The sequence below is a fragment of the Paracoccus fontiphilus genome (assembly GCF_017356265.1).
GTDB classification, from domain to species: domain Bacteria; phylum Pseudomonadota; class Alphaproteobacteria; order Rhodobacterales; family Rhodobacteraceae; genus Paracoccus; species Paracoccus fontiphilus.
Genome location: NZ_JAFNAW010000019.1, coordinates 27,627 through 45,981 on the forward strand (window position 1 = coordinate 27,627; position 18,355 = coordinate 45,981).

21 protein-coding genes are annotated in these 18,355 nt (G+C 66.6%); 14 read left to right on the top strand and 7 right to left on the bottom strand.

All coding sequences use genetic code 11. The features are described 5' to 3' along the window. Nucleotides 1–105 precede the first annotated feature (105 nt). The 4 genes from J0F76_RS08940 to J0F76_RS08955 all read left to right on the top strand — a co-directional run bounded on the left by J0F76_RS08940 (nucleotide 106) and on the right by J0F76_RS08955 (nucleotide 3,166). Nucleotides 106–1,035 carry a tellurite resistance TerB family protein gene (locus tag J0F76_RS08940; RefSeq protein WP_207468179.1) on the top strand — a complete coding sequence of 310 codons (930 nt, stop codon included), beginning with the start codon at nucleotides 106–108 and terminating at the stop codon, nucleotides 1,033–1,035. 139 nt (nucleotides 1,036–1,174) lie between these two features. Continuing rightward, complete coding sequence (locus J0F76_RS08945) at nucleotides 1,175–1,630, top strand: c-type cytochrome (protein WP_242690097.1); 456 nt, start codon at nucleotides 1,175–1,177, stop codon at nucleotides 1,628–1,630. Further along, entirely contained in the window at nucleotides 1,630–2,211 is a 582-nt protein-coding gene (locus J0F76_RS08950) for a cytochrome b/b6 domain-containing protein (RefSeq protein WP_207468182.1), read from the top strand. The genes J0F76_RS08945 and J0F76_RS08950 overlap by 1 nt, the downstream gene beginning before the upstream one ends. A gap of 55 nt (nucleotides 2,212–2,266) precedes the next feature. Continuing rightward, nucleotides 2,267–3,166 (top strand): SDR family oxidoreductase, encoded by a 900-nt coding sequence (locus J0F76_RS08955; RefSeq protein ID WP_207468184.1) that lies wholly within the window; start codon nucleotides 2,267–2,269, stop codon nucleotides 3,164–3,166. Nucleotides 3,167–3,426: 260 nt separating this feature from the next. Here the strand turns inward: J0F76_RS08955 and parC are convergent, their stop codons facing one another. Further along, nucleotides 3,427–5,679 (bottom strand): DNA topoisomerase IV subunit A, encoded by a 2,253-nt coding sequence (gene parC, locus J0F76_RS08960; protein WP_207468186.1) that lies wholly within the window; start codon nucleotides 5,677–5,679, stop codon nucleotides 3,427–3,429. A 124-nt stretch (nucleotides 5,680–5,803) separates the two neighbouring features. On the opposite strand from parC, the gene J0F76_RS08965 reads away from it, so the two are divergent. From J0F76_RS08965 to betC, 9 genes are all read left to right on the top strand, one after another. Continuing rightward, complete coding sequence (locus J0F76_RS08965; RefSeq protein WP_207468188.1) at nucleotides 5,804–6,304, top strand: SH3 domain-containing protein; 501 nt, start codon at nucleotides 5,804–5,806, stop codon at nucleotides 6,302–6,304. Continuing rightward, the gene (locus tag J0F76_RS08970) at nucleotides 6,301–7,119 is read left to right on the top strand and encodes an SDR family NAD(P)-dependent oxidoreductase (RefSeq protein ID WP_207468190.1); all 819 of its coding nucleotides are present in this window, start codon (nucleotides 6,301–6,303) and stop codon (nucleotides 7,117–7,119) included. Before J0F76_RS08965 ends, J0F76_RS08970 begins: the two co-directional genes overlap by 4 nt. A 26-nt stretch (nucleotides 7,120–7,145) precedes the next feature. Further along, complete coding sequence (locus J0F76_RS08975) at nucleotides 7,146–7,346, top strand: twin transmembrane helix small protein (protein WP_207468192.1); 201 nt, start codon at nucleotides 7,146–7,148, stop codon at nucleotides 7,344–7,346. Next, entirely contained in the window at nucleotides 7,346–7,918 is a 573-nt protein-coding gene (locus J0F76_RS08980; protein WP_207468194.1) for a cob(I)yrinic acid a,c-diamide adenosyltransferase, read from the top strand. Before J0F76_RS08975 ends, J0F76_RS08980 begins: the two co-directional genes overlap by 1 nt. 126 nt (nucleotides 7,919–8,044) lie before the next feature. Continuing rightward, nucleotides 8,045–8,803 carry an electron transfer flavoprotein subunit beta/FixA family protein gene (locus tag J0F76_RS08985; RefSeq protein ID WP_207468197.1) on the top strand — a complete coding sequence of 253 codons (759 nt, stop codon included), beginning with the start codon at nucleotides 8,045–8,047 and terminating at the stop codon, nucleotides 8,801–8,803. Continuing rightward, nucleotides 8,803–9,729 (top strand): electron transfer flavoprotein subunit alpha/FixB family protein, encoded by a 927-nt coding sequence (locus J0F76_RS08990; RefSeq protein WP_207468199.1) that lies wholly within the window; start codon nucleotides 8,803–8,805, stop codon nucleotides 9,727–9,729. The genes J0F76_RS08985 and J0F76_RS08990 overlap by 1 nt, the downstream gene beginning before the upstream one ends. 142 nt (nucleotides 9,730–9,871) lie before the next feature. Further along, nucleotides 9,872–10,747, top strand: a complete 876-nt coding sequence (locus tag J0F76_RS08995) for a 3-hydroxybutyryl-CoA dehydrogenase (RefSeq protein ID WP_207468201.1) — start codon at nucleotides 9,872–9,874, stop codon at nucleotides 10,745–10,747. 87 nt (nucleotides 10,748–10,834) lie between these two features. Continuing rightward, a complete protein-coding gene (choX, locus tag J0F76_RS09000) occupies nucleotides 10,835–11,761 on the top strand; it encodes a choline ABC transporter substrate-binding protein (RefSeq protein ID WP_207468203.1) in 927 nt (308 codons plus the stop codon). Between the two features lies 1 nt (nucleotide 11,762). Continuing rightward, a complete protein-coding gene (betC, locus tag J0F76_RS09005) occupies nucleotides 11,763–13,256 on the top strand; it encodes a choline-sulfatase (protein ID WP_207468247.1) in 1,494 nt (497 codons plus the stop codon). A 40-nt stretch (nucleotides 13,257–13,296) separates the two neighbouring features. Here betC and J0F76_RS09010 read toward each other — a convergent pair whose 3' ends face one another. The 6 genes from J0F76_RS09010 to J0F76_RS09035 all read right to left on the bottom strand — a co-directional run bounded on the left by J0F76_RS09010 (nucleotide 13,297) and on the right by J0F76_RS09035 (nucleotide 16,543). Then, a complete protein-coding gene (locus tag J0F76_RS09010) occupies nucleotides 13,297–13,689 on the bottom strand; it encodes a DUF2852 domain-containing protein (RefSeq protein ID WP_242690098.1) in 393 nt (130 codons plus the stop codon). 99 nt (nucleotides 13,690–13,788) lie between these two features. Further along, entirely contained in the window at nucleotides 13,789–14,403 is a 615-nt protein-coding gene (locus J0F76_RS09015; RefSeq protein ID WP_207468207.1) for a WHG domain-containing protein, read from the bottom strand. Further along, complete coding sequence (locus J0F76_RS09020; protein WP_207468209.1) at nucleotides 14,404–14,682, bottom strand: HPr family phosphocarrier protein; 279 nt, start codon at nucleotides 14,680–14,682, stop codon at nucleotides 14,404–14,406. Then, nucleotides 14,679–15,101, bottom strand: a complete 423-nt coding sequence (locus tag J0F76_RS09025) for a PTS sugar transporter subunit IIA (protein WP_207468211.1) — start codon at nucleotides 15,099–15,101, stop codon at nucleotides 14,679–14,681. Before J0F76_RS09025 ends, J0F76_RS09020 begins: the two co-directional genes overlap by 4 nt. Further along, nucleotides 15,098–16,090 (bottom strand): RNase adapter RapZ, encoded by a 993-nt coding sequence (rapZ, locus tag J0F76_RS09030; protein WP_341351576.1) that lies wholly within the window; start codon nucleotides 16,088–16,090, stop codon nucleotides 15,098–15,100. The genes J0F76_RS09025 and rapZ overlap by 4 nt, the downstream gene beginning before the upstream one ends. Before the next feature lie 42 nt (nucleotides 16,091–16,132). Continuing rightward, a complete protein-coding gene (locus J0F76_RS09035; RefSeq protein WP_207468213.1) occupies nucleotides 16,133–16,543 on the bottom strand; it encodes an HPr kinase/phosphorylase in 411 nt (136 codons plus the stop codon). A 205-nt stretch (nucleotides 16,544–16,748) separates the two neighbouring features. Between J0F76_RS09035 and J0F76_RS09040 the strand changes: the two genes are divergently transcribed. Continuing rightward, the gene (locus J0F76_RS09040; RefSeq protein WP_207468215.1) at nucleotides 16,749–18,344 is read left to right on the top strand and encodes a phosphoenolpyruvate carboxykinase; all 1,596 of its coding nucleotides are present in this window, start codon (nucleotides 16,749–16,751) and stop codon (nucleotides 18,342–18,344) included. Nucleotides 18,345–18,355 lie beyond the last annotated feature (11 nt).

The following is an 18,355-nucleotide window of genomic DNA, read 5'->3' on the forward strand; positions in this document are numbered from 1 at the left end:
GTCACCGATCCGATTGCCCGGAGGAACCTTTGCGGGCACAGTTCCGTTCGGGGACGAAACTGGGCGGCCATGCCGTCCTGACACCTTTTGTCGGAGGACATATTCATGAGTCTGATGAAAACCCTGGGCCGCGTGGCGGCCGGCGTCATCCTTGCCAAGGGCATCGGCGCTGCCATGCAGCAGCGCCAGCAGGGCAAGCCGGGCGACCAGATCAGCAGCCGGAACCGTGGCAGCGGCGGCCTTCTGGGCGAACTGTTCGGCAACAACACGACGCCCGGCGCGGGCGGCAACCTGAACGACATGCTGGGGCAGGTGCTCGGCGGGGGCCGCGCCGGCAGCGGGTCGCGCTATGGCGGGCCGCATTCACCCGGGGCATCGGGCGGTCTTGGCGGGCTTCTGGACAGCCTGACCTCCAAGGCCCGCACCGGCGGCAGCGGCAGCGGCGGTCTTGGCGACCTTCTGGGCCAGCTCAGCGGCGGGTCCAAGACCCGCAGCGCGGGCGCGGGCGGTGGCCTTGGCGACCTGTTGGGCGGACTTCTGGGCGGCGCGGCGGCGGGTGGCGTGGCCGGACGCCTAGCCACCAAGGACTCTCAACCCACCAATGACGCAAGCTTTGGCGAGCTGTTCAACGATGCCGTGGTGACCAAGGGCGAGCCCGAGATCGCCCCCACCCCGGAACAGAATGCGGTCGCCGGCCTGATGCTGCGCGCCATGATCCAGGCCGCGAAATCGGACGGCAGCATCGACGAGACGGAAAAGCAGCGCCTGCTGGGCAAGCTGGGCGACGACCTGGATGATGACGAACGGCAGTTCATCCGCGACCAGATGGCCGCCCCCGTCGACCCCGAGGCCCTGGCCCGCGACGTGCCCGCCGGGCTGGAGTCGCAGGTCTACCTGATGTCGCTGCTGGCCATCGACCTGGATCACGAGGACGAGGTCCGCTACCTCGGACGGCTGGCGCAGGCGCTGAAGCTTGACCGCTCGGCCGTCGAGGAAATCCACAGCCAGGCAGGCGTGATCAATCCCTCTGCCTGATCCTGCGGGGCGGCCCCTTCGGGGGCCGCTATCGCAAATCCGTGATCGCCCTTCCGCCCGATTGATCCAGCATTTTGACTCTGCCACTCTTTTCCGGACAGTTCCGTCATCACAGCCAGTCCCGCTTCAGGAGCCAGCCATGCACCCCATCAAGGCGATCGCCCTTGCCGCAACCCTTGCCCTCCCGACCCTTGCAACCGCCCAGGACACCGAGGACTTCGTCGAGGCGCGGCACGGCTTCATGTCCCTGCTGGGCGTCAACATGGGCCAGTTGGCGGGCATGGCCAAGGGAGAGATCGCCTATGACGAGGCCGCCGCCTCCCTTGCCGCGTCCAACATCGTGGCGCTGACGCAATACGACGTGCGGCCGCTGTTCGTCGAAGGCACCTCGTCCGAGGACATGCGGGACTCCGAGGCCCTGCCCGCCATCTGGGAGAACCCCGAGGATTTCAGCGCCAAGTTCGCGGGCCTGCGGGACGCGGCGGCGGGCGCGCCGGATGCCGTCAAGGGCGGCCAGGACAATATCGGACCCGCGCTGCAAAAGCTGGGCGGCGCCTGCAAGGCTTGCCACGACGACTATCGCAAGGACGACTGATGGGCCCCGGCACGCGCCGCGAACGGATCTGGGACCCGGCGCTGCGGGCTTTCCACTGGTCCCTGGCCGCGCTGGTGGTGACGAACTGGCTGCTGGGCAAGTTCGGCCCCTCGGACATGACGCTGCATTTCTGGCTGGGCTACGCAATCATCGCCCTGTTGCTGTTCCGGTTGGTCTGGGGCTTTGTCGGCCCGGCCCCTGCGCGCTTCGCCCGGTTCCTCCAAGGGCCTCGCGCCGTGCTGGCCTATGCTCGCGAGATGATCCGCCCCCAGCCCAGCAACTGGCCGGGGCACAGCCCGGTCGGGGCGCTGGCGGTCGTGGCGATGCTGGCCGTCCTGGTCCTGCAGGTCACGACCGGGCTGTTCGCCGATCCCGACGACTACGTGAATGTCGGCCCGCTGGCGTCGCAGGTCAGTTCCTCAACCTCTCGCGACGCGCTGCGCTGGCATAACCGCGGGGCCGACCTGATCCTCATCCTGGTCATCTTGCACTGGGCGGCGATCCTCTTCTATCGCTTGTGGAAACGCGAGGACCTGGTGCGCCCCATGATCACCGGCTGGAAATGGGTGCGCCGGCGCTAGGGTGGAACCTGCGCCCCCGCGGCTTGTTGGACAGGGCAAGCAAGAAGGAAAAGCCATGTCCACCGACCAACCCTTTCGCAGCGGCGCGATCCGGGACCCGAACCTTCCCAAGCCGGACTTCCCCAGGCAGGAACAGCCCGCCCCCGGCCTCGCCTGCCGGATGGACCCCCTGCCCGACCATGGCGAGACAAGCTATCGCGGCACCGGCCGCCTGACGGGCAAGCGCGCGCTGATCACCGGGGGCGACAGCGGCATCGGCGCCGCCGCGGCCATCGCCTATGCCCGGGAAGGCGCCGATGTCGCGATCTGCTACCTGCCCGAGGAACAGGAGGACGCCGACAAGGTCATCGCCCTCGTCAAGGCCGAGGGCCGCAAGGCGATCGCCGTTCCCGGCGACCTGCGGAACGAGGGTTTCTGCACGTCGCTGGTGGCCCGGGCGGTCGAGGGGTTGGGGGGCTTGGACATCCTGGTCAACAATGCCGGCCGTCAGCAGTTCTGCGAAAAGCTGGAGGATCTGACGACCGCCGATTTCGACGCCACGATGAAGACCAATGTCTATGCGCCCTTCTGGGTGACGCGGGCCGCGCTGCCGCATCTGGGACCGGGCGCGTCGATCATCATCACCTCGTCGGTGCAGGCCTTTTCGCCGTCGGACATCCTGTTCGACTATGCCCAATCCAAGGCCGCCAACGTGGCCTTCGCGCAGTCGCTGGCCAAGCAGCTTGCCCCGCGCGGCATCCGTGTGAACGCCGTCTGCCCCGGCCCCTACTGGACCGCGCTGCAGATCTCGGGCGGGCAGCCGACCGGAAAGGCAGCCGAACACGGCAAGAACCAGCCTCTTGGCCGCCCCGGCCAGCCGGTGGAGCTTGCACCAATCTACGTGCTGCTGGCCTCGGACGAGGCGAGCTATATCACGGGCGAGTATTTCGGATCAGTCGGCGGCAGCGGATTGTAGGCAAGAAAAAAGAAAATTCTTGCCTCCGGCGGGGATATTTTAACCAAGCTGAAAGGGTTTGGGGCCCATGCTCGGTCCACGGTACAGGCGGGGACGCCGATGACCGTCCAAGGTGAAAGCCCCCTGCCCGCCGCATCATGCCGGCGCGGCAGGGGGCCGCTCTTTCATCTTGGCTTCAAGTATCCTGGGGAGACTGCCGCAGGGCGGCAGGCGGGGCGAAGCCCCGGGACGAAAAGGCGTCGAAGGGCACCAGCCCTTCGTCAGTTGAACTTGTTGTCGCGCGGGAAGCCGCGCGGGGCCATGCGCCCGGCGCTGGAACGCTTGCCCAGCCATTCGGTCAGGTCGGGTTCGGTCCGCGTGCGCCCGCCGCTTTCCTGCCAGCGCAATCCCTCGGCCAGGGTGATGAAGGCCGCGTCGGACAGCGTGTCCCCCGCCACCAACCCGCCGCCGCTGCCGTATTTCTGCAGGCGCACGCCCTTGCCGCGCGCCATCTCGGGCAGTTCGGCCAAGGGGAAGACCAGCATCTTGCGGTTCGTGCCGATCACTGCGACATGATCGCCGCTGACGGGACGGCACAGCAGAGCCTCGCCGTTCAGGACCTGCTTGCCGGTCTTGGTCTGTGCCAGGATGTCGCTTGCCTGCACGATGAAGCCATCACCGGCCTTCGATGCCACAAGGTACTTCTCGCCGTCGCGCCAGGGGAACATGGCGATCACCTCGGCCTCGTTCGGCAGGTCGATCATCAGGCGCAGCGGCTCTCCCATGCCGCGGCCGCCGGGCAGGTTGTTGGCAGGCAGCGTGTAGAAGCGGCCGTTGCTGGCAAAGATCATCAGCTTGTCGGTCGTCTCGGCATGGAGGGCCAGGCCGGGGCCGTCGCCGTCCTTGAACTTCACCTCGGCATCCAGCGGCTGGTGACCCTTCATGCCGCGAATCCAGCCCATCTTCGACAGGATCACGGTCAAGGGCTCCCGCTCGATCATCGATTCGAGGTCGATGGGCGCGATCTCCTGCGCCTCGGCGATCTGGGTGCGGCGCTGGCCCTCGGGCCTGGACTTGCCGAACAGGTTGCGCACTTCCTTCAACTGGTCGCTGATCCGCACCCACTGCACGCGTTCGTCGGCCAGCATCGCCTCCAGCCCCTGCCGTTCCTCCAGAAGGGCGTCGCGCTCGGCGCGAAGTTCGATCTCCTCCAGCTTGCGCAGGGCGCGCAGGCGCATGTTCAGGATCGCCTCGACCTGCACTTCGGTCAGGCCGAACTCGGCCATCATCACGGCCTTGGGCTCGTCCTCGTGGCGGATGATCTCGATCACGCGGTCGAGGTTCAGATAGGCAACCAGATAGCCTTCCAGCACCTCCAACCGGGCGGCGATCTTGTCGAGGCGATAGTTCGCGCGGCGCACCAGCACCTCGCGCCGGTGGTCCAGGAAGGCGCGCAGCACTTCCTTGAGCGAGCAGACCTTGGGCACGCGCCCGTCGATCAGCACGTTCATGTTCATGCTGAAGCGAACCTCAAGGTCGCTGACCCGGAACAGCGCGGCCATCAGCTGTTCGGGATCGACGGTGCGGGCCTTGGGCTCCAGGACGATGCGGATGTCCTCGGCGGATTCGTCGCGGACATCGGCCAGGATCGGGATGCGCTTGGACTGGATCAGCTCGGCCAGGCGTTCGATAAGCTTGGATTTCTGGACCTGATAGGGAATTTCGGTCACGACGACCTGCCACAAGCCCCGGCCCAGATTCTCCTGCATCCAGCGGGCCCGCACGCGGAAGGCGCCCCGGCCCGTGCGATAGGCATCGGCGATGGTGTCGCTGTTTTCCACGATCACGCCGCCGGTCGGGAAATCCGGCCCCTTGACCAAGGCAGCCAGCGTATCATCGCGCGCGTCCGGCGTCTTGATCAGGTGCAGGCAGGCGTCGATCACCTCGTGCAGGTTGTGCGGCGGGATGTTCGTGGCCATGCCGACCGCGATCCCGGACGCGCCATTGGCCAGCAGGTTCGGGAAGGCCGAGGGCAGGACCACAGGTTCCTGAAGCGTGCCGTCATAGTTCGGGCGGAAATCGACCGAATCCTCGGTCAGGCCGTCCATCAGGGCCTCGGACGCCTGAGCCAGCCGCGCTTCGGTGTATCGGGCGGCGGCCGGGTTGTCGCCGTCGATGTTGCCGAAGTTCCCCTGCCCGTCCACCAGCGGATAGCGCATGGCGAAATCCTGGGCCAGGCGCGCCATCGCGTCATAGATCGCGGCGTCCCCGTGGGGGTGATAGTTGCCCATCACGTCGCCGGTGATCTTGGCCGACTTGCGGAACGCCCCGTTCGGCGCCAGCCGCAACTCGCGCATCGCGTAAAGGATGCGGCGGTGAACCGGCTTCAGCCCGTCGCGCGCATCGGGCAGCGCCCGGTGCATGATGGTGGACAGGGCATAGGTCAGGTACCGCTCGCCGATGGCACGGCTGAGCGGTTCGGATTGGGTGTTGTCTTCGGGGTCAGCGGGGGGATCGGGGGGCAGACTGGACATGCCGCATCAGATAGGGTGCGGGGCGCGCGCGGTCCAGCGGGAATCGCGGAACGGCTGCACGGGCGTTGGCGTTGCAAGGCAACATAGGTTAACAAGATCCAGAAGGATCGATGGGGGGACATCGATGATCAGACTGGTCGCGCTGCTGCTGGCCACCCTGGCAGGGCTGTTCCTGGTGCTGTCGGTCTGGGGCGACGGCAACCTGCGCGCCGAACGCCGGCCTGCGCCGCAGCCTATCGCGCAGGATGCCGGCACGGCACTGCCGGACCTGTCGGCACCTCCGCCGCAGGAACAGGTCGCCCCCGCCGCCGTCGTGCAGGCCACGACGCAAACACCGCAGCAGGTCCAGCGATTTCCCGGACCGGCGCTGCGCCCATCTCCCGAACATGCGGGCGCTTCGGCTGCCAGGCAGGCCGTTCCCGATGGTCCGGTCCTTTACGTCACCGGCGACCGGGTGAACATGCGCGCGGGCCCGTCGACGGGTGATCGCGTCGTGGCCGCGCTCGGGCGCGGCACGGCGGTCCAGCCCCTTGGACCGACCGATGCCGAATGGGTCAACCTCCGCGACGGCAACGGCCGCGTCGGCTATGTCGCGGGCCGGTTCCTGTCGGCCACCGCTCCATGACGAAACGCGTCCTGATCACCGGCTGCTCCTCGGGGATCGGCCTTGATGCCGCGCGCCGGATGCAGTCGCTGGGCTGGCAGGTCGTCGCCACCTGCCGCAAGGACGCCGACATCTCTGCCCGCCGGGCCGAGGGGATGGAATGCCACCACCTGGAACTCTCCGACGAAGACAGCGTGGCGCAGTTGTCCGAGCGGGTGCTGGCGGGCGGCCCGCTGGACGGTCTTGTCAACAATGCCGCCTTCGCCCTGCCCGGCGCGGTCGAGGACATGCCGCGCGGCGCCCTGCGCGAAATCTTTGAAACCAACCTGTTCGGCACCCACGACCTGACCGTCCGCCTGATCCCGCACTTTCGCAAGGGCGGCGGGCGGATCGTCAACATCAGCTCGGTCCTGGGCCTGATCGGCATCCGTTGGCGCGGCCCCTATGTCGCGACCAAGTTCGCGCTGGAAGGGCTGACCGACGTGCTGCGGCTGGAGATGGCGGGCACCCCCGTCAAGGTCATCCTGATCGAGCCCGGACCCATCGCCAGCCGCATCCGCGTGAATGCGATCCCGCATTTCGAACGCTGGGTGAACTGGCATGACAGCGCCCGCGCCGATGAATACCGCGCCAGCCTGTTGAAACGGCTGTACGAGCCGTCGGGCAAGGACCGCTTCGAACTGCCGCCCTCGGCGGTCAGCGACCGCATCGTCCATGCGTTGACGGCGACACGGCCCCGCCCGCGCTATTACGTCACCACGCCCACATGGATGTCCGGCGCCGCGCGCCGGCTTCTGCCCACGCGCGCACTGGACTGGTTCGCGCGCCACGGCTAGGGTTCCGGCCAACGAAAGGCGGCATGATGACCGACAGTCCCCTGTTCTACGTGATCGCGCTGGCGATCCTGGCCGTTCTCGCGATCCTTGCCACCGGGATCGGCGGCTTTGCCAAGGGCGGCGACTGGAACCGGAAGCACGGCAACCGGATGATGCGCTGGCGGATCATCGCGCAGGCCGTCGCCGTCGCGCTGATCATGCTGTTCGTCTGGCTGGGGGGGCGCTGATGGTTGTCCTGAACCGCATCTATACCCGCACCGGCGACGGGGGCGATACTGCCCTGTCGGACGGTACCCGCGTCGCCAAGCATGACCCCCGGGTCGAAGCTTACGGCACCGTCGATGAACTGAACGCGACGCTGGGCCTGTGCCGGCTGCACGCGACGGGCGATCTGGCCGACCAGCTGTCCGTGATCCAGAACGACCTGTTCGACCTTGGCGCCGACCTGGCACGGCCGAACATGGCGGCGGACGATGGGGCGGGCTATCCGGTGCTGCGGATGATCGACGCGCAGGTGACGCGGCTCGAAGCCGAGATCGACGCCATGAATGCCGATCTGAATCCCCTGCGCAGCTTTATCCTGCCGGGGGGTTCCGTTCTGGCGGCGCACCTGCACCTGTCGCGCACCGTGGCCCGCCGGGCCGAACGCCGGGCAACGGATCTGGCGACCGGCGGGGACGTGAACGGGGCTGCCGTCCGGTATCTCAACCGCCTGTCCGACTGGCTGTTCGTCGCGGCGCGTGTCGCCAACAACGGGGGTGCGGACGACATCCTGTGGGTTCCGGGGGCCAGCCGCTAGGCCAGCGCCGTTCGTGCGTCGGCTGGCCCGACGCAAACGCAGCGTCGGGGGACGCTTTTGTCTTGTGTCACGCGCCGATCCGTCGGTAACACTGCCCCCGACAAGAAGATGTGAGGGGAGCGCTCCATGAAGATCCTTGTGCCCGTGAAGCGGGTGATTGACTACAACGTGAAGGCGCGGGTTCGGGCGGACGGGTCTGGCGTCGATCTGGCCAACGTGAAGATGTCGATGAACCCGTTCGACGAGATCGCGGTCGAGGAGGCGATCCGGCTGAAGGAGAAGGGCGCGGCGGACGAGGTCGTGGTGGTCTCCATCGGCGTGAAGCAGGCGCAGGAAACGTTGCGCACGGCCCTGGCGATGGGGGCTGACCGGGCGATCCTTGTGGTGGCGGCCGAGGACGTCGGCACCGACATCGAGCCCCTGGCGGTGGCCAAGATCCTCAAGGCCGTGGTGGATGCGGAAGCGCCCCGGCTGGTGATCGCGGGCAAGCAGGCCATCGACAACGACATGAACGCGACCGGCCAGATGCTGGCGGCGCTGCTGGGCTGGGGCCAGGCGACCTTTGCCTCCAAGCTCGAGATCGCGGATGACAGCGCAAAGGTCACCCGCGAGGTGGACGGCGGGTTGCAGACCATCAAGGTCCGGCTGCCGGCGATCGTGACGGCCGACCTGCGCCTGAACGAGCCGCGCTACGCGAGCCTGCCCAACATCATGAAGGCCAAGAAGAAGCCCCTGGAGGAGAAGACGGCCGCCGACTACGGCGTCGACGTCAGCCCGCGGCTCGAGGTGGTCTCGACCCGCGAGCCCGAGGGGCGCAGCGCGGGCATCAAGGTCGGCTCGGTCGATGAGCTGGTCTCGAAACTCAAGGAAGCGGGAGTGATCTGATGGCGGTTCTTCTTCTGGGGGAAGTCACGAGCGGGGTTCTGAACCGGGACGCCACGGCCAAGGCGGTGGCGGCGGTCGGAGCCTTGGGCGACGTGACGGTGCTGTGTGCGGGGGCGCACGCCCGCGAGGCCGCCGCCGAGGCGGCCACGATCCAGGGTGTCGCCAAGGTGCTGGTGGCCGAGGCGCCGGCTTACGGCCACCGCCTGGCCGAGCCCACCGCGGCGCTGCTGGCCGCGCTTGCGGGCGAGTACGAGCACATCGCCGCGCCGGCCACCACCGACGCCAAGAACGTGATGCCGCGCGTGGCGGCGCTTCTCGACGTGATGGTGATCCCCGAGGTCTCGAAGGTGATCGACGCCGCGACATTCGAGCGCCCGGTTTATGCCGGCAACGCCATCCAGACGGTGCGCTCGCGCGACGGCAAGAAGGTCATCACCCTGCGCACCGCGAGCTTCGAGGCGGCGGGCACGGGCGGCGCGGCCCCGGTCGGCGAGGCCACCTTGGCCGACGACCCGGGCCTGTCGTCCTGGCTGTCCGACGAGGTGGCGGCCTCCGACCGCCCCGAGCTGACCAGTGCGAAACGCGTGGTCTCGGGCGGCCGGGCGCTCGGCTCGAAGGAGCAGTTCGCGCTCATCGAGGCGCTTGCCGACAAGCTCGGCGCCGCGGTGGGCGCAAGCCGCGCGGCGGTGGACAGCGGCTATGCGCCGAACGACTGGCAGGTGGGCCAGACCGGCAAGGTGGTGGCGCCCGAGCTGTATGTCGCCGTGGGCATCTCCGGCGCCATCCAGCACCTCGCCGGCATGAAGGACAGCAAGGTCATCGTCGCCATCAACAAGGACGAGGAAGCCCCCATCTTCCAGATCGCCGACTACGGCCTGGTGGGCGATCTGTTCACCGTCGTGCCGGAATTGACGGGGAAGGTGTGAGTCCCTCACCTTGGTGCAAATATCCCGCAGGGGTCCGGGGACGCGAAGTCCCCGGCCTTTCACCGCCCCCACCAGGGGCGGTTTTGCATTGCAGCATCCCGATGCCCGCCCTATCGTCCCGCCAACAAGCAGCGAGGCTCAGATGACGGTTCAAACGGTTGGGATCATCGGCGCGGGCCAGATGGGCAACGGCATCGCCCATGTCTTTGCCTTGGCCGGATATGACGTCCTGCTGACCGACATCAGCCAAGAGGCGCTGGACAAGGCGCTTGCCCTGATCGACCGCAACCTGGAACGCCAGGTCAGCCGGGACAAGATCAGCGCGGACAGCAAGAAAGCTGCCATGGCCCGGATCAGGACCACGCTGCGGCTGGCCGACCTGGGCCAGACCGACCTGGTGATCGAGGCCGCGACCGAGCGCGAGACCGTCAAGCAGGCCATCTTCGAGGATCTGGTCCCGCATCTGAAGCCCTCGACGATCCTGACTTCGAACACCTCCTCGATCTCGATCACGCGGCTGGCCAGCCGCACCGACCGGCCGGAAAAGTTCATGGGCTTCCACTTCATGAACCCGGTTCCGGTCATGCAGCTGGTCGAGCTGATCCGCGGCATCGCCACCGACGAGGCGACCTACAGGACGCTTCACGAGGTGGTGGAAAAGCTGGGCAAGACCTCGGCCAGTGCCGAGGATTTCCCGGCCTTCATCGTCAACCGCATCCTCATGCCGATGATCAACGAGGCGGTCTATACGCTCTACGAGGGCGTGGGCAACGTGAAGTCCATCGACGAATCCATGAAGCTGGGCGCCAACCATCCGATGGGCCCGCTGGAACTGGCCGACTTCATCGGGCTGGACACCTGCCTGGCGATCATGAACGTGCTGCATGACGGGCTGGCGGACACCAAGTACCGCCCCTGCCCACTGCTGACCAAGTATGTCGAGGCCGGCTGGCTGGGCCGCAAGACGGGCCGGGGCTTCTACGACTATCGCGGCGAGACGCCGGTTCCGACACGATAGGCTGCCTTGCTGGTCGCATTCGGGCGCGACACCAGCGGCAATCCGTTCTTGATTGAGCGGATAAACAAAAATCACAGGAGGTTGACGATGAAGGCTTTCACGACAACGGCGGCCCTGCTGCTGACGGCCCTGCCCGCCCTGGCGGATGACGCGGCGACCTGCGGCACGGTTCGCTATTCCGATCCGGGCTGGACCGATATCACCGCGACAAACGGCGTGGCGGCCGTGGTGCTGGAGGCGCTGGGCTACACGCCCGACATCGCCACCCTGTCGGTGCCGGTGGGCTACGAGGCGCTGAAGAACGGCCAGACCGACGTGTTCCTGGGCAACTGGATGCCAGCGCAGCAGAAGTTCCGCGACGACCTGGACGCGGCGGGCACGATCCAGGAGCTTGCGCAGAACCTGGAAGGCGCCAAGTTCACGCTGGCCGTCAACAAGGCGGGCGCCGATGCGGGGGTCAAGGATTTTGCCGACCTCGACGCGCAAAAGGACGCCTTCGGCGGCAAGATCTACGGGATCGAGCCGGGCGCGCCCGCGAACCAGTCGATCCAGGCAATGATCGAGGCGGACGATTTCGGCCTGGGCGACTGGGAACTGGTCGAATCCGGCGAACAGGCGATGCTGGCCCAGGTCACGCGCAGCGGCGACAGCCCGGTCGTGTTCCTGGCCTGGGCGCCCCATCCAATGAACGAGGCGATCGAGATCACCTATCTGTCGGGCGGCGACAAGCAATTCGGCCCGGACTTCGGCGGGGCGACCGTGCACACGCTGGCGCGCAAGGAATGGGCCGCGGCCTGCCCCAATGCCGCCAAGCTGTTCAGCCAGCTGGTCTTCGACGTACCGATGGAAAACGTGCTGATGGGCAAGATCCTGGATGACGGCATGGACGCCCGCGACGCCGCGAAGGAGTGGCTGGCCGAGAACCCCGAGGCTGCGGACAAGTGGCTGGACGGCGTGACCACGCTGGACGGCCAGCCGGGCGCTGACGCGGTCAAGGCGGCGGTCGCAGGATAACATCTTGAAGCCGAATATCCTGATCCTGATGGTGGACCAGCTGTCGGGGGTCCTTTTCCCCGACGGCCCGGCCCCCTTCCTGCACACGCCGAACCTGCGACGCCTGGCCGAACGGTCCACGCGTTTCGCCAACACCTATACCGGCAGCCCGCTTTGCGCCCCGGCGCGGGCGTCGTTCATGTCGGGGCAGTTGCCGCGCCGCACGCGGGTCTATGACAACGCGGCCGAATTCGTGTCGGACATCCCGACCTATGCCCATCACCTGCGGCGCGGCGGATACCAGACCAGCCTGTCGGGCAAGATGCATTTCGTCGGCCCCGACCAGTTGCACGGGTTCGAGGAGCGGCTGACCACCGACATCTATCCCGCCGATTTCGGCTGGACCCCCGATTACCGCAAGCCGGGCGAGCGGATCGACTGGTGGTATCACAACCTCGGTTCCGTGACCGGCGCGGGCGTGGCGGAAATCACCAACCAGTACGAATACGACGACGAGGTCGCCTTCAACGCCTGCCGCAAGCTTTATGACCTGTCGCGCGGGCGTGACGACCGGCCTTGGTGCCTGACCGTCAGCTTCACGCACCCGCATGATCCCTTCGTCGCCCGGCGCAAGTACTGGGACCTCTACGATGGCATCCCGGAACTGGAGCCTCCGGCGGCGATCCCCTATGATGAAATGGACCCGCATTCCCGGCGGCTGATGGATGCCTGCGACTGGCGGGCCTTCGACATCACGGACGATCAGGTGCGCCGCGCCCGGCAAGGCTATTTCGCCAACATTTCCTATGTGGACGACAAGATCGGCGAGATCCTGGACGTGCTGGACCGCACCCGGCAAGAGGCGGTCATCCTGTTCCTGTCCGACCACGGCGAGATGCTGGGCGAACGCGGCATGTGGTTCAAGATGAACTTCTTCGAGGCCTCGGCCCGGGTGCCGCTGATGATCGCCGCCCCCGGCATGGCGCCGGGCCGCGTGGACCAGCCGGTCAGCACCATCGACGTTCTGCCGACGCTCTGCGATCTTGCGGGTCTGTCGCTGGAGGAGATCGCGCCCTGGACCGACGGCCATTCGCTGGCAAGGGGCGCCGCGCGGGGACCCGTGCCGATCGAATACGCGGCCGAGGGAAGCGTGGCGCCGATGGTCGCGCTGCGCGACGGGCGCTGGAAATACGTGGCCTGCCGCACCGATCCCGAGATGCTGTTCGACCTGGAAATCGACCCGGACGAGCGGGTGAACCTGGCAGGCGACCCCGATCATGCCGTCACGCTGGGCCATATGCGCGTCCTGGCGATGGAACGCTGGGATCTCGACGTCTATGACGACGAGGTCCGCCAGTCGCAGGCACGCCGCTGGATCGTCTACGAGGCTCTGCGCAACGGTGCCTATTATCCCTGGGATTACCAGCCGTTGCAGCAAGCGTCCGAGCGCTACATGCGCAATCACATGGACCTGAACGTGCTGGAGGAAAACCAGCGGTTCCCGCGCGGGGAATAGGTAGCAAAAGGAAAGGGCCGGTCATCCCGGCCCTTTTTCGTCACGCGCCCGTGTAGCTTTCGGGCTTCTGGTCGCGGTTCTGCATGAACTGGTCGAACTCGGCCTTGTCCTTGGCCTCGCGCAGCTTCTGCAGGAAGTCCACGAACTCGCGGTGCTCGTCCTCCAGGCGCTTCAGCGTTTCCTCGCGATACGCGTCAAAGGCGCTGTTGCCGGTCGAAGGGGCGTAGTAGCGGGCCTGCGCCCGGCGGTTGCTGCAACCAAACATGCGTTTGCTCCAGATCATGTATCCAAGAAGGGCAAGGCCAAGAGGCCAGAACACGACGAAACCCAGGATCATGGCGATGATCCAGGCAGCCTTGCCGCGCGCATCCAGCCAGTCGCGTGCGCGGGTCAGCGGGCCTTGGACGCGCGACGGCAGGGGATAGGCGGGCATGTGCGATGCGCTGTGCATCTGAAGGGTACCTCCATGTTAATGTTAATCACATTTACATAGATAGAGCACCGCGATGACCCGTCAAGCGGGACGGCAAAATTATTCGCCGATCAGCCCCAGCCCGCGCAGATAGATGATCGCGCCGCTTTCCAGCATCTCGGCCGGCCCGACAGGGCTGCGGCCACCGGGCTTCCCGCGCGAGAAAAGCTCGACCACGCCGTGGCTCAGCGCCCAGATGTGGTTGGCGACCATCCGGGCGGGCGGGCGGCGGTCGGGGGGCAGGCGTTCGGCCAGCGTCTCGGCCGCGTCGATCAGCACCCGCTGCGCCCGTTCCGAGGCTGCCGACAGGTCCGCGTTTCCGGCAATCGACACGCCGGATTCGAACATCGCCATGTAGTGGCCGGGCCGCTGCGCCGCGAAGTCCAGGTAAGCCTGCCCCATGCGCATGAAGGCGGTCAGCGGGCGGGGCTGCCCGCTATCGAAGGCGCGTTCCAGCCGTTCGGCGAAATCGAGGAAACCCTGGCGCGCGACTTCCTCCAGCAGGTCGTCGCGGCCCTTGAAATGGCGATAGGGTGCGGCAGGCGACACCCCTGCCCTGCGCGCGGCCTCTGTCAGGGTGAAGGCCAGGGGGCCGGTTTCCTGGATCAGCGCGGCGGTGGCATCGACCAGGGCCTGGCGCAGGTTGCCGTGGTGATAGGTCTTGCGGTCCGGCACCTACATGCCTTCGCCGAAGTAATCCCCCACCAACGCCTCGAGGGCGTCGGCCAGGGCCGCGGCGTCTGGCCCGCTGGTCGTGACGGTGATCTGGCTGCCGCGCGGCGCGGTCAGCATCAGAAGGCCCATGATCGAATCGCCGGACACGCACATGCCGTCCTTCTCGACCTGGGCCTGCGCATCGAAGCGTTCCACCAGATCGACGAACTTGGCACTGGCCCGCGCGTGCAGGCCCTTTTCGTTGATGATGGCCAGTTGGCGCGTGATCGGGCCGTTCATCCGAACCGCGATCCGGAGTTCAGCGCAGCCTCGACCGGGACGTTGTAGGAGTTGATGTATTTGCGGCCCGCCTCCTTGGCGAAGGCCACGGCATCGGGCACCGGCAGATGGCGCGACTTGGCCAGCTTGACCAGCATCGGCAGGTTGGCACCATACAGGATGGTGCGGTCCCGCATGGCGCAGGCGGGCAGCGACAGGTTCGAGGGCGACCCCCCGAACAGGTCGGTCACCACCACCACACCATTGCCGTCATCGACGGAGTTGGCCGCCGCCTGAATCTCGGCCGTCTTGGCGGCGCGGTCGTGATCGTCCTCGATCGCGACGGCTGCGATGCCGCTTTGCGGACCCACCACATGCTCGACCGCCGAGAGATATTCCCGAGCCAGGCCACCATGCGCCACGATCACGATTCCAATCAACGCGTTCCACCACGTTCAATAGCACGCACCCGGCCCGCCTCCTGGCCGATGCCGGATGCATCGCCCAAGGCCGACGGCGCCGGTGCGCGACGCTCGAGTTCCCTGTGCCTTATTGACACCGGCCAGCCTGCCTTCGCAAGCGCAAGGCCCACCTTTTCAGCCAAAGTGACGGAACGATGTTGCCCGCCGGTACACCCGAAACCAACCGCAAGATGAGATTTCCCCTCCTCGACATAGGCCGGAAGGAGAAACTGGATCATGCCGCACACGCGATCCAAGAATTCCGCATAACGCGAATCGCCCGCCACATGATCCTGCACGGCAGGGTCGCGGCCCGTCAGGGGACGCAGGACGGGTTCCCAATGCGGATTGGTCAGGAAGCGGCAGTCGAACATCATGTCGATGCCGCGCGGCACGCCGCGCTTGTAGCTGAAGGAATGCAGCGACACGCTGAGCCTGCGGTTCGGCCGGATGTCGAACCACCGCGTCAGTTCCGCCTTCAGGTCATGCGGCGACAGATCCGAGGTGTCGACCAGGACATCCGCCCGCGCGCGGATGGGCGACAACAGATCCAGTTCCGCCACCACGCCCGCCGCCGGCGCGCTGTCCGGTGCCAGGGGATGACGCCGCCGCGTCTCGTTGTAGCGCCGTTCAAGCACCTCGGGCGCGCAGTCCAGGAACAGCACCTCGGGGGCATAGCGGGGATCGCGGGTCAGCTTGTCGATCAGTTCGATGACATTGCTGGCCGAGAAATCGCGGTTGCGCACGTCCAGGCCAAGCGCCAGCGGCTCGGGGCGGCTCGGGCCGTCCAGCAGGCGGGGGATCAGCGACAAGGGCAGATTGTCGATCGCCTCGAAGCCCAGATCCTCAAGCACGTTGATGGCCGTGGAGCGACCCGCACCCGAGGGGCCGGTGACAAGCACAAGCCGCTGCACCCCTTCGTCGGGGGCGGGCGCCGGGGGGACAACGGCGGTGGGATCGTCAGCCACGCGGGCCCTTTCTCCTGCCAGAACAAGGAACCAGATCGTCCGTCATGCGACACGACCGCCCAGCAAAAGCTGCCGCAGCGCAGCATAAAGATGCGGCTGATAAGGCCCGGTGACAAGGGGCAAGGCCACCCCCAGGACATCATAGCTTTGCGAGTGTGGCAGGCGATCCCCAGGCCCGGCCCCCAGATCGACGACCCGCGCAAGGGCAACCGGCCCCGACGAGGCCGCATGAAGAATGCCGATGCCCCGCGCCTCGATCCGGTCAAGCAGCGCCGGGGGACATGTGGCGACGATACGGTCGCCGTCCCGGTGCAGGTCGGTCCGGTCGTCCGCAACAAGGACAGCTCCCACAGCCATCAACTGCAAGGCAAGCGACGACTTTCCCGAACCCGACGGCCCAAGGATCAGCAGGCCGGCGCCCTGCAGCGCCACGGTTGTTGCATAAACCTGCATTGCGAATCACGTCTCTGCGCTAAACACGGAAATCCAAGCCGATCCTTAGGCCCTTTTCGACCACCAAGAGCCATGTTTGCGATAACATCTTCTGTTTCCGCTAACTGTTCGCGCCAACTTCTTTTTTGCTCTTCGGCCCATGTTATAGCCGCCGCATACTTGTGACGAAAGTGTCGCAACCCACGCCACCGAGGAGCGTCAAAACATGGCCATGCGCGTAAATCCGAACTGCAAGCTTGAAGATCAGGGGATCGAAGGCCTCGGTCGGGTTTATTACAACCTGCTTGAACCGGCCCTGATGACCGAGGCGGTCTCTCGCGGGGAAGGCAAGCTGGGCCTGGGCGGCACCTTCCTGGTCTCGACCGGCGCGCATACCGGCCGTTCGCCCAAGGACAAGTTCGTGGTCCGTAGCCCCGAGGTCGAGAACACGATCTGGTGGGACAACAACAAGCCGATGTCGCCCGAGGCCTTCGATCTCCTCCATGCCGACATGCTGGAGCACATGAAGGGCCGCGACTACTTCGTGCAGGATCTGTTCGGCGGCGCCGATGCCGACAACCGCCTGGACGTGCGCGTGGTGACGGAACTGGCTTGGCACGGGCTGTTCATCCGCCACCTGCTGCGCCGCCCCGAGGCCAGCGAGCTGGAAAGCTTCACGCCGGAATTCACCATCATCAACTGCCCCGGCTTCAAGGCCGACCCGGCCCGCCACGGCTGCCGCAGCGAGACGGTGATCGCGCTGAACTTCGACAAGAAGCTGATCCTGATCGGCAACACCGCCTATGCGGGCGAGAACAAGAAGTCGGTCTTCACGCTGCTGAACTACCTGCTGCCGGAAAAGGGCATCATGCCGATGCACTGCTCGGCCAACCACGCCATCGGCAATCCCGACGACAGCGCCGTCTTCTTCGGCCTGTCGGGCACCGGCAAGACCACCCTGTCGGCCGACCCCTCGCGCGTGCTGATCGGCGACGACGAACACGGCTGGTCGGACACCGGCATCTTCAACTTCGAGGGCGGCTGCTACGCCAAGACCATCAACCTGTCGGCCCAGGCCGAGCCGGAGATCCACGCCACCTGTTCCCGCTTCGGCACCGTGATCGAGAACATGGTCTTCGACGAGGACACGCTGGAGCTGGACTTCGAGGACAACTCGATCACCGACAACATGCGCTGCGCCTATCCGCTCGACGCGATCAGCAACGCATCGGACACCAGCCTGGGCGGGCATCCGAAGAACATCATCATGCTGACCTGCGACGCTTACGGCGTGCTGCCGCCGATTGCCCGGCTGACGCCCGCGCAGGCCATGTATCACTTCCTGTCGGGCTTCACCTCGAAGACGCCGGGCACCGAGGTCGGCGTGGTCGAGCCGGTCCCGACCTTCTCGACCTGCTTCGGCGCCCCCTTCATGCCCCGCCGCCCCGAGGTTTACGGCAAGCTGCTGCAGGAAAAGATCGCCAAGCACGGCGCAAGCTGCTGGCTGGTCAACACCGGCTGGACCGGCGGCGCCTTCGGCACAGGCAAGCGAATGCCCATCGCCGCGACCCGTGCCCTGCTGGCTGCCGCGCTGGATGGCAGCCTGAACGACGTGCAGTTCCGCAAGGACCCGAACTTCGGCTTCGAGGTTCCGGTGTCCGTGCCGGGGGTCGAGGACAGGCTTCTGGACCCGCGCCAGACCTGGGCCGACCCGGCCGCCTATGACAAGCAGGCCGCCAAGCTGGTGCAGATGTTCAGCGACAACTTCGCGCAATATCTGGAAGCCATCGACGACGAGGTGCGCGCGGCGGCCATTGGCTGAAGCCGCCGAAA

Bases quoted from the DNA above. Each gene is read 5' to 3' on its own strand.
- J0F76_RS08940 (WP_207468179.1), top strand. From the start codon at position 106: ATGAGTCTGATGAAAACCCTGGGCCGCGTGGCGGCCGGCGTCATCCTT.
- J0F76_RS08945 (WP_242690097.1), top strand. From the start codon at position 1,175: ATGCACCCCATCAAGGCGATCGCCCTTGCCGCAACCCTTGCCCTCCCG.
- J0F76_RS08950 (WP_207468182.1), top strand. From the start codon at position 1,630: ATGGGCCCCGGCACGCGCCGCGAACGGATCTGGGACCCGGCGCTGCGG.
- J0F76_RS08955 (WP_207468184.1), top strand. From the start codon at position 2,267: ATGTCCACCGACCAACCCTTTCGCAGCGGCGCGATCCGGGACCCGAAC.
- parC (WP_207468186.1), bottom strand. From the start codon at position 5,679: ATGTCCAGTCTGCCCCCCGATCCCCCCGCTGACCCCGAAGACAACACC.
- J0F76_RS08965 (WP_207468188.1), top strand. From the start codon at position 5,804: ATGATCAGACTGGTCGCGCTGCTGCTGGCCACCCTGGCAGGGCTGTTC.
- J0F76_RS08970 (WP_207468190.1), top strand. From the start codon at position 6,301: ATGACGAAACGCGTCCTGATCACCGGCTGCTCCTCGGGGATCGGCCTT.
- J0F76_RS08975 (WP_207468192.1), top strand. From the start codon at position 7,146: ATGACCGACAGTCCCCTGTTCTACGTGATCGCGCTGGCGATCCTGGCC.
- J0F76_RS08980 (WP_207468194.1), top strand. From the start codon at position 7,346: ATGGTTGTCCTGAACCGCATCTATACCCGCACCGGCGACGGGGGCGAT.
- J0F76_RS08985 (WP_207468197.1), top strand. From the start codon at position 8,045: ATGAAGATCCTTGTGCCCGTGAAGCGGGTGATTGACTACAACGTGAAG.
- J0F76_RS08990 (WP_207468199.1), top strand. From the start codon at position 8,803: ATGGCGGTTCTTCTTCTGGGGGAAGTCACGAGCGGGGTTCTGAACCGG.
- J0F76_RS08995 (WP_207468201.1), top strand. From the start codon at position 9,872: ATGACGGTTCAAACGGTTGGGATCATCGGCGCGGGCCAGATGGGCAAC.
- choX (WP_207468203.1), top strand. From the start codon at position 10,835: ATGAAGGCTTTCACGACAACGGCGGCCCTGCTGCTGACGGCCCTGCCC.
- J0F76_RS09010 (WP_242690098.1), bottom strand. From the start codon at position 13,689: ATGCCCGCCTATCCCCTGCCGTCGCGCGTCCAAGGCCCGCTGACCCGC.
- J0F76_RS09020 (WP_207468209.1), bottom strand. From the start codon at position 14,682: ATGAACGGCCCGATCACGCGCCAACTGGCCATCATCAACGAAAAGGGC.
- J0F76_RS09035 (WP_207468213.1), bottom strand. From the start codon at position 16,543: ATGCAGGTTTATGCAACAACCGTGGCGCTGCAGGGCGCCGGCCTGCTG.
- J0F76_RS09040 (WP_207468215.1), top strand. From the start codon at position 16,749: ATGGCCATGCGCGTAAATCCGAACTGCAAGCTTGAAGATCAGGGGATC.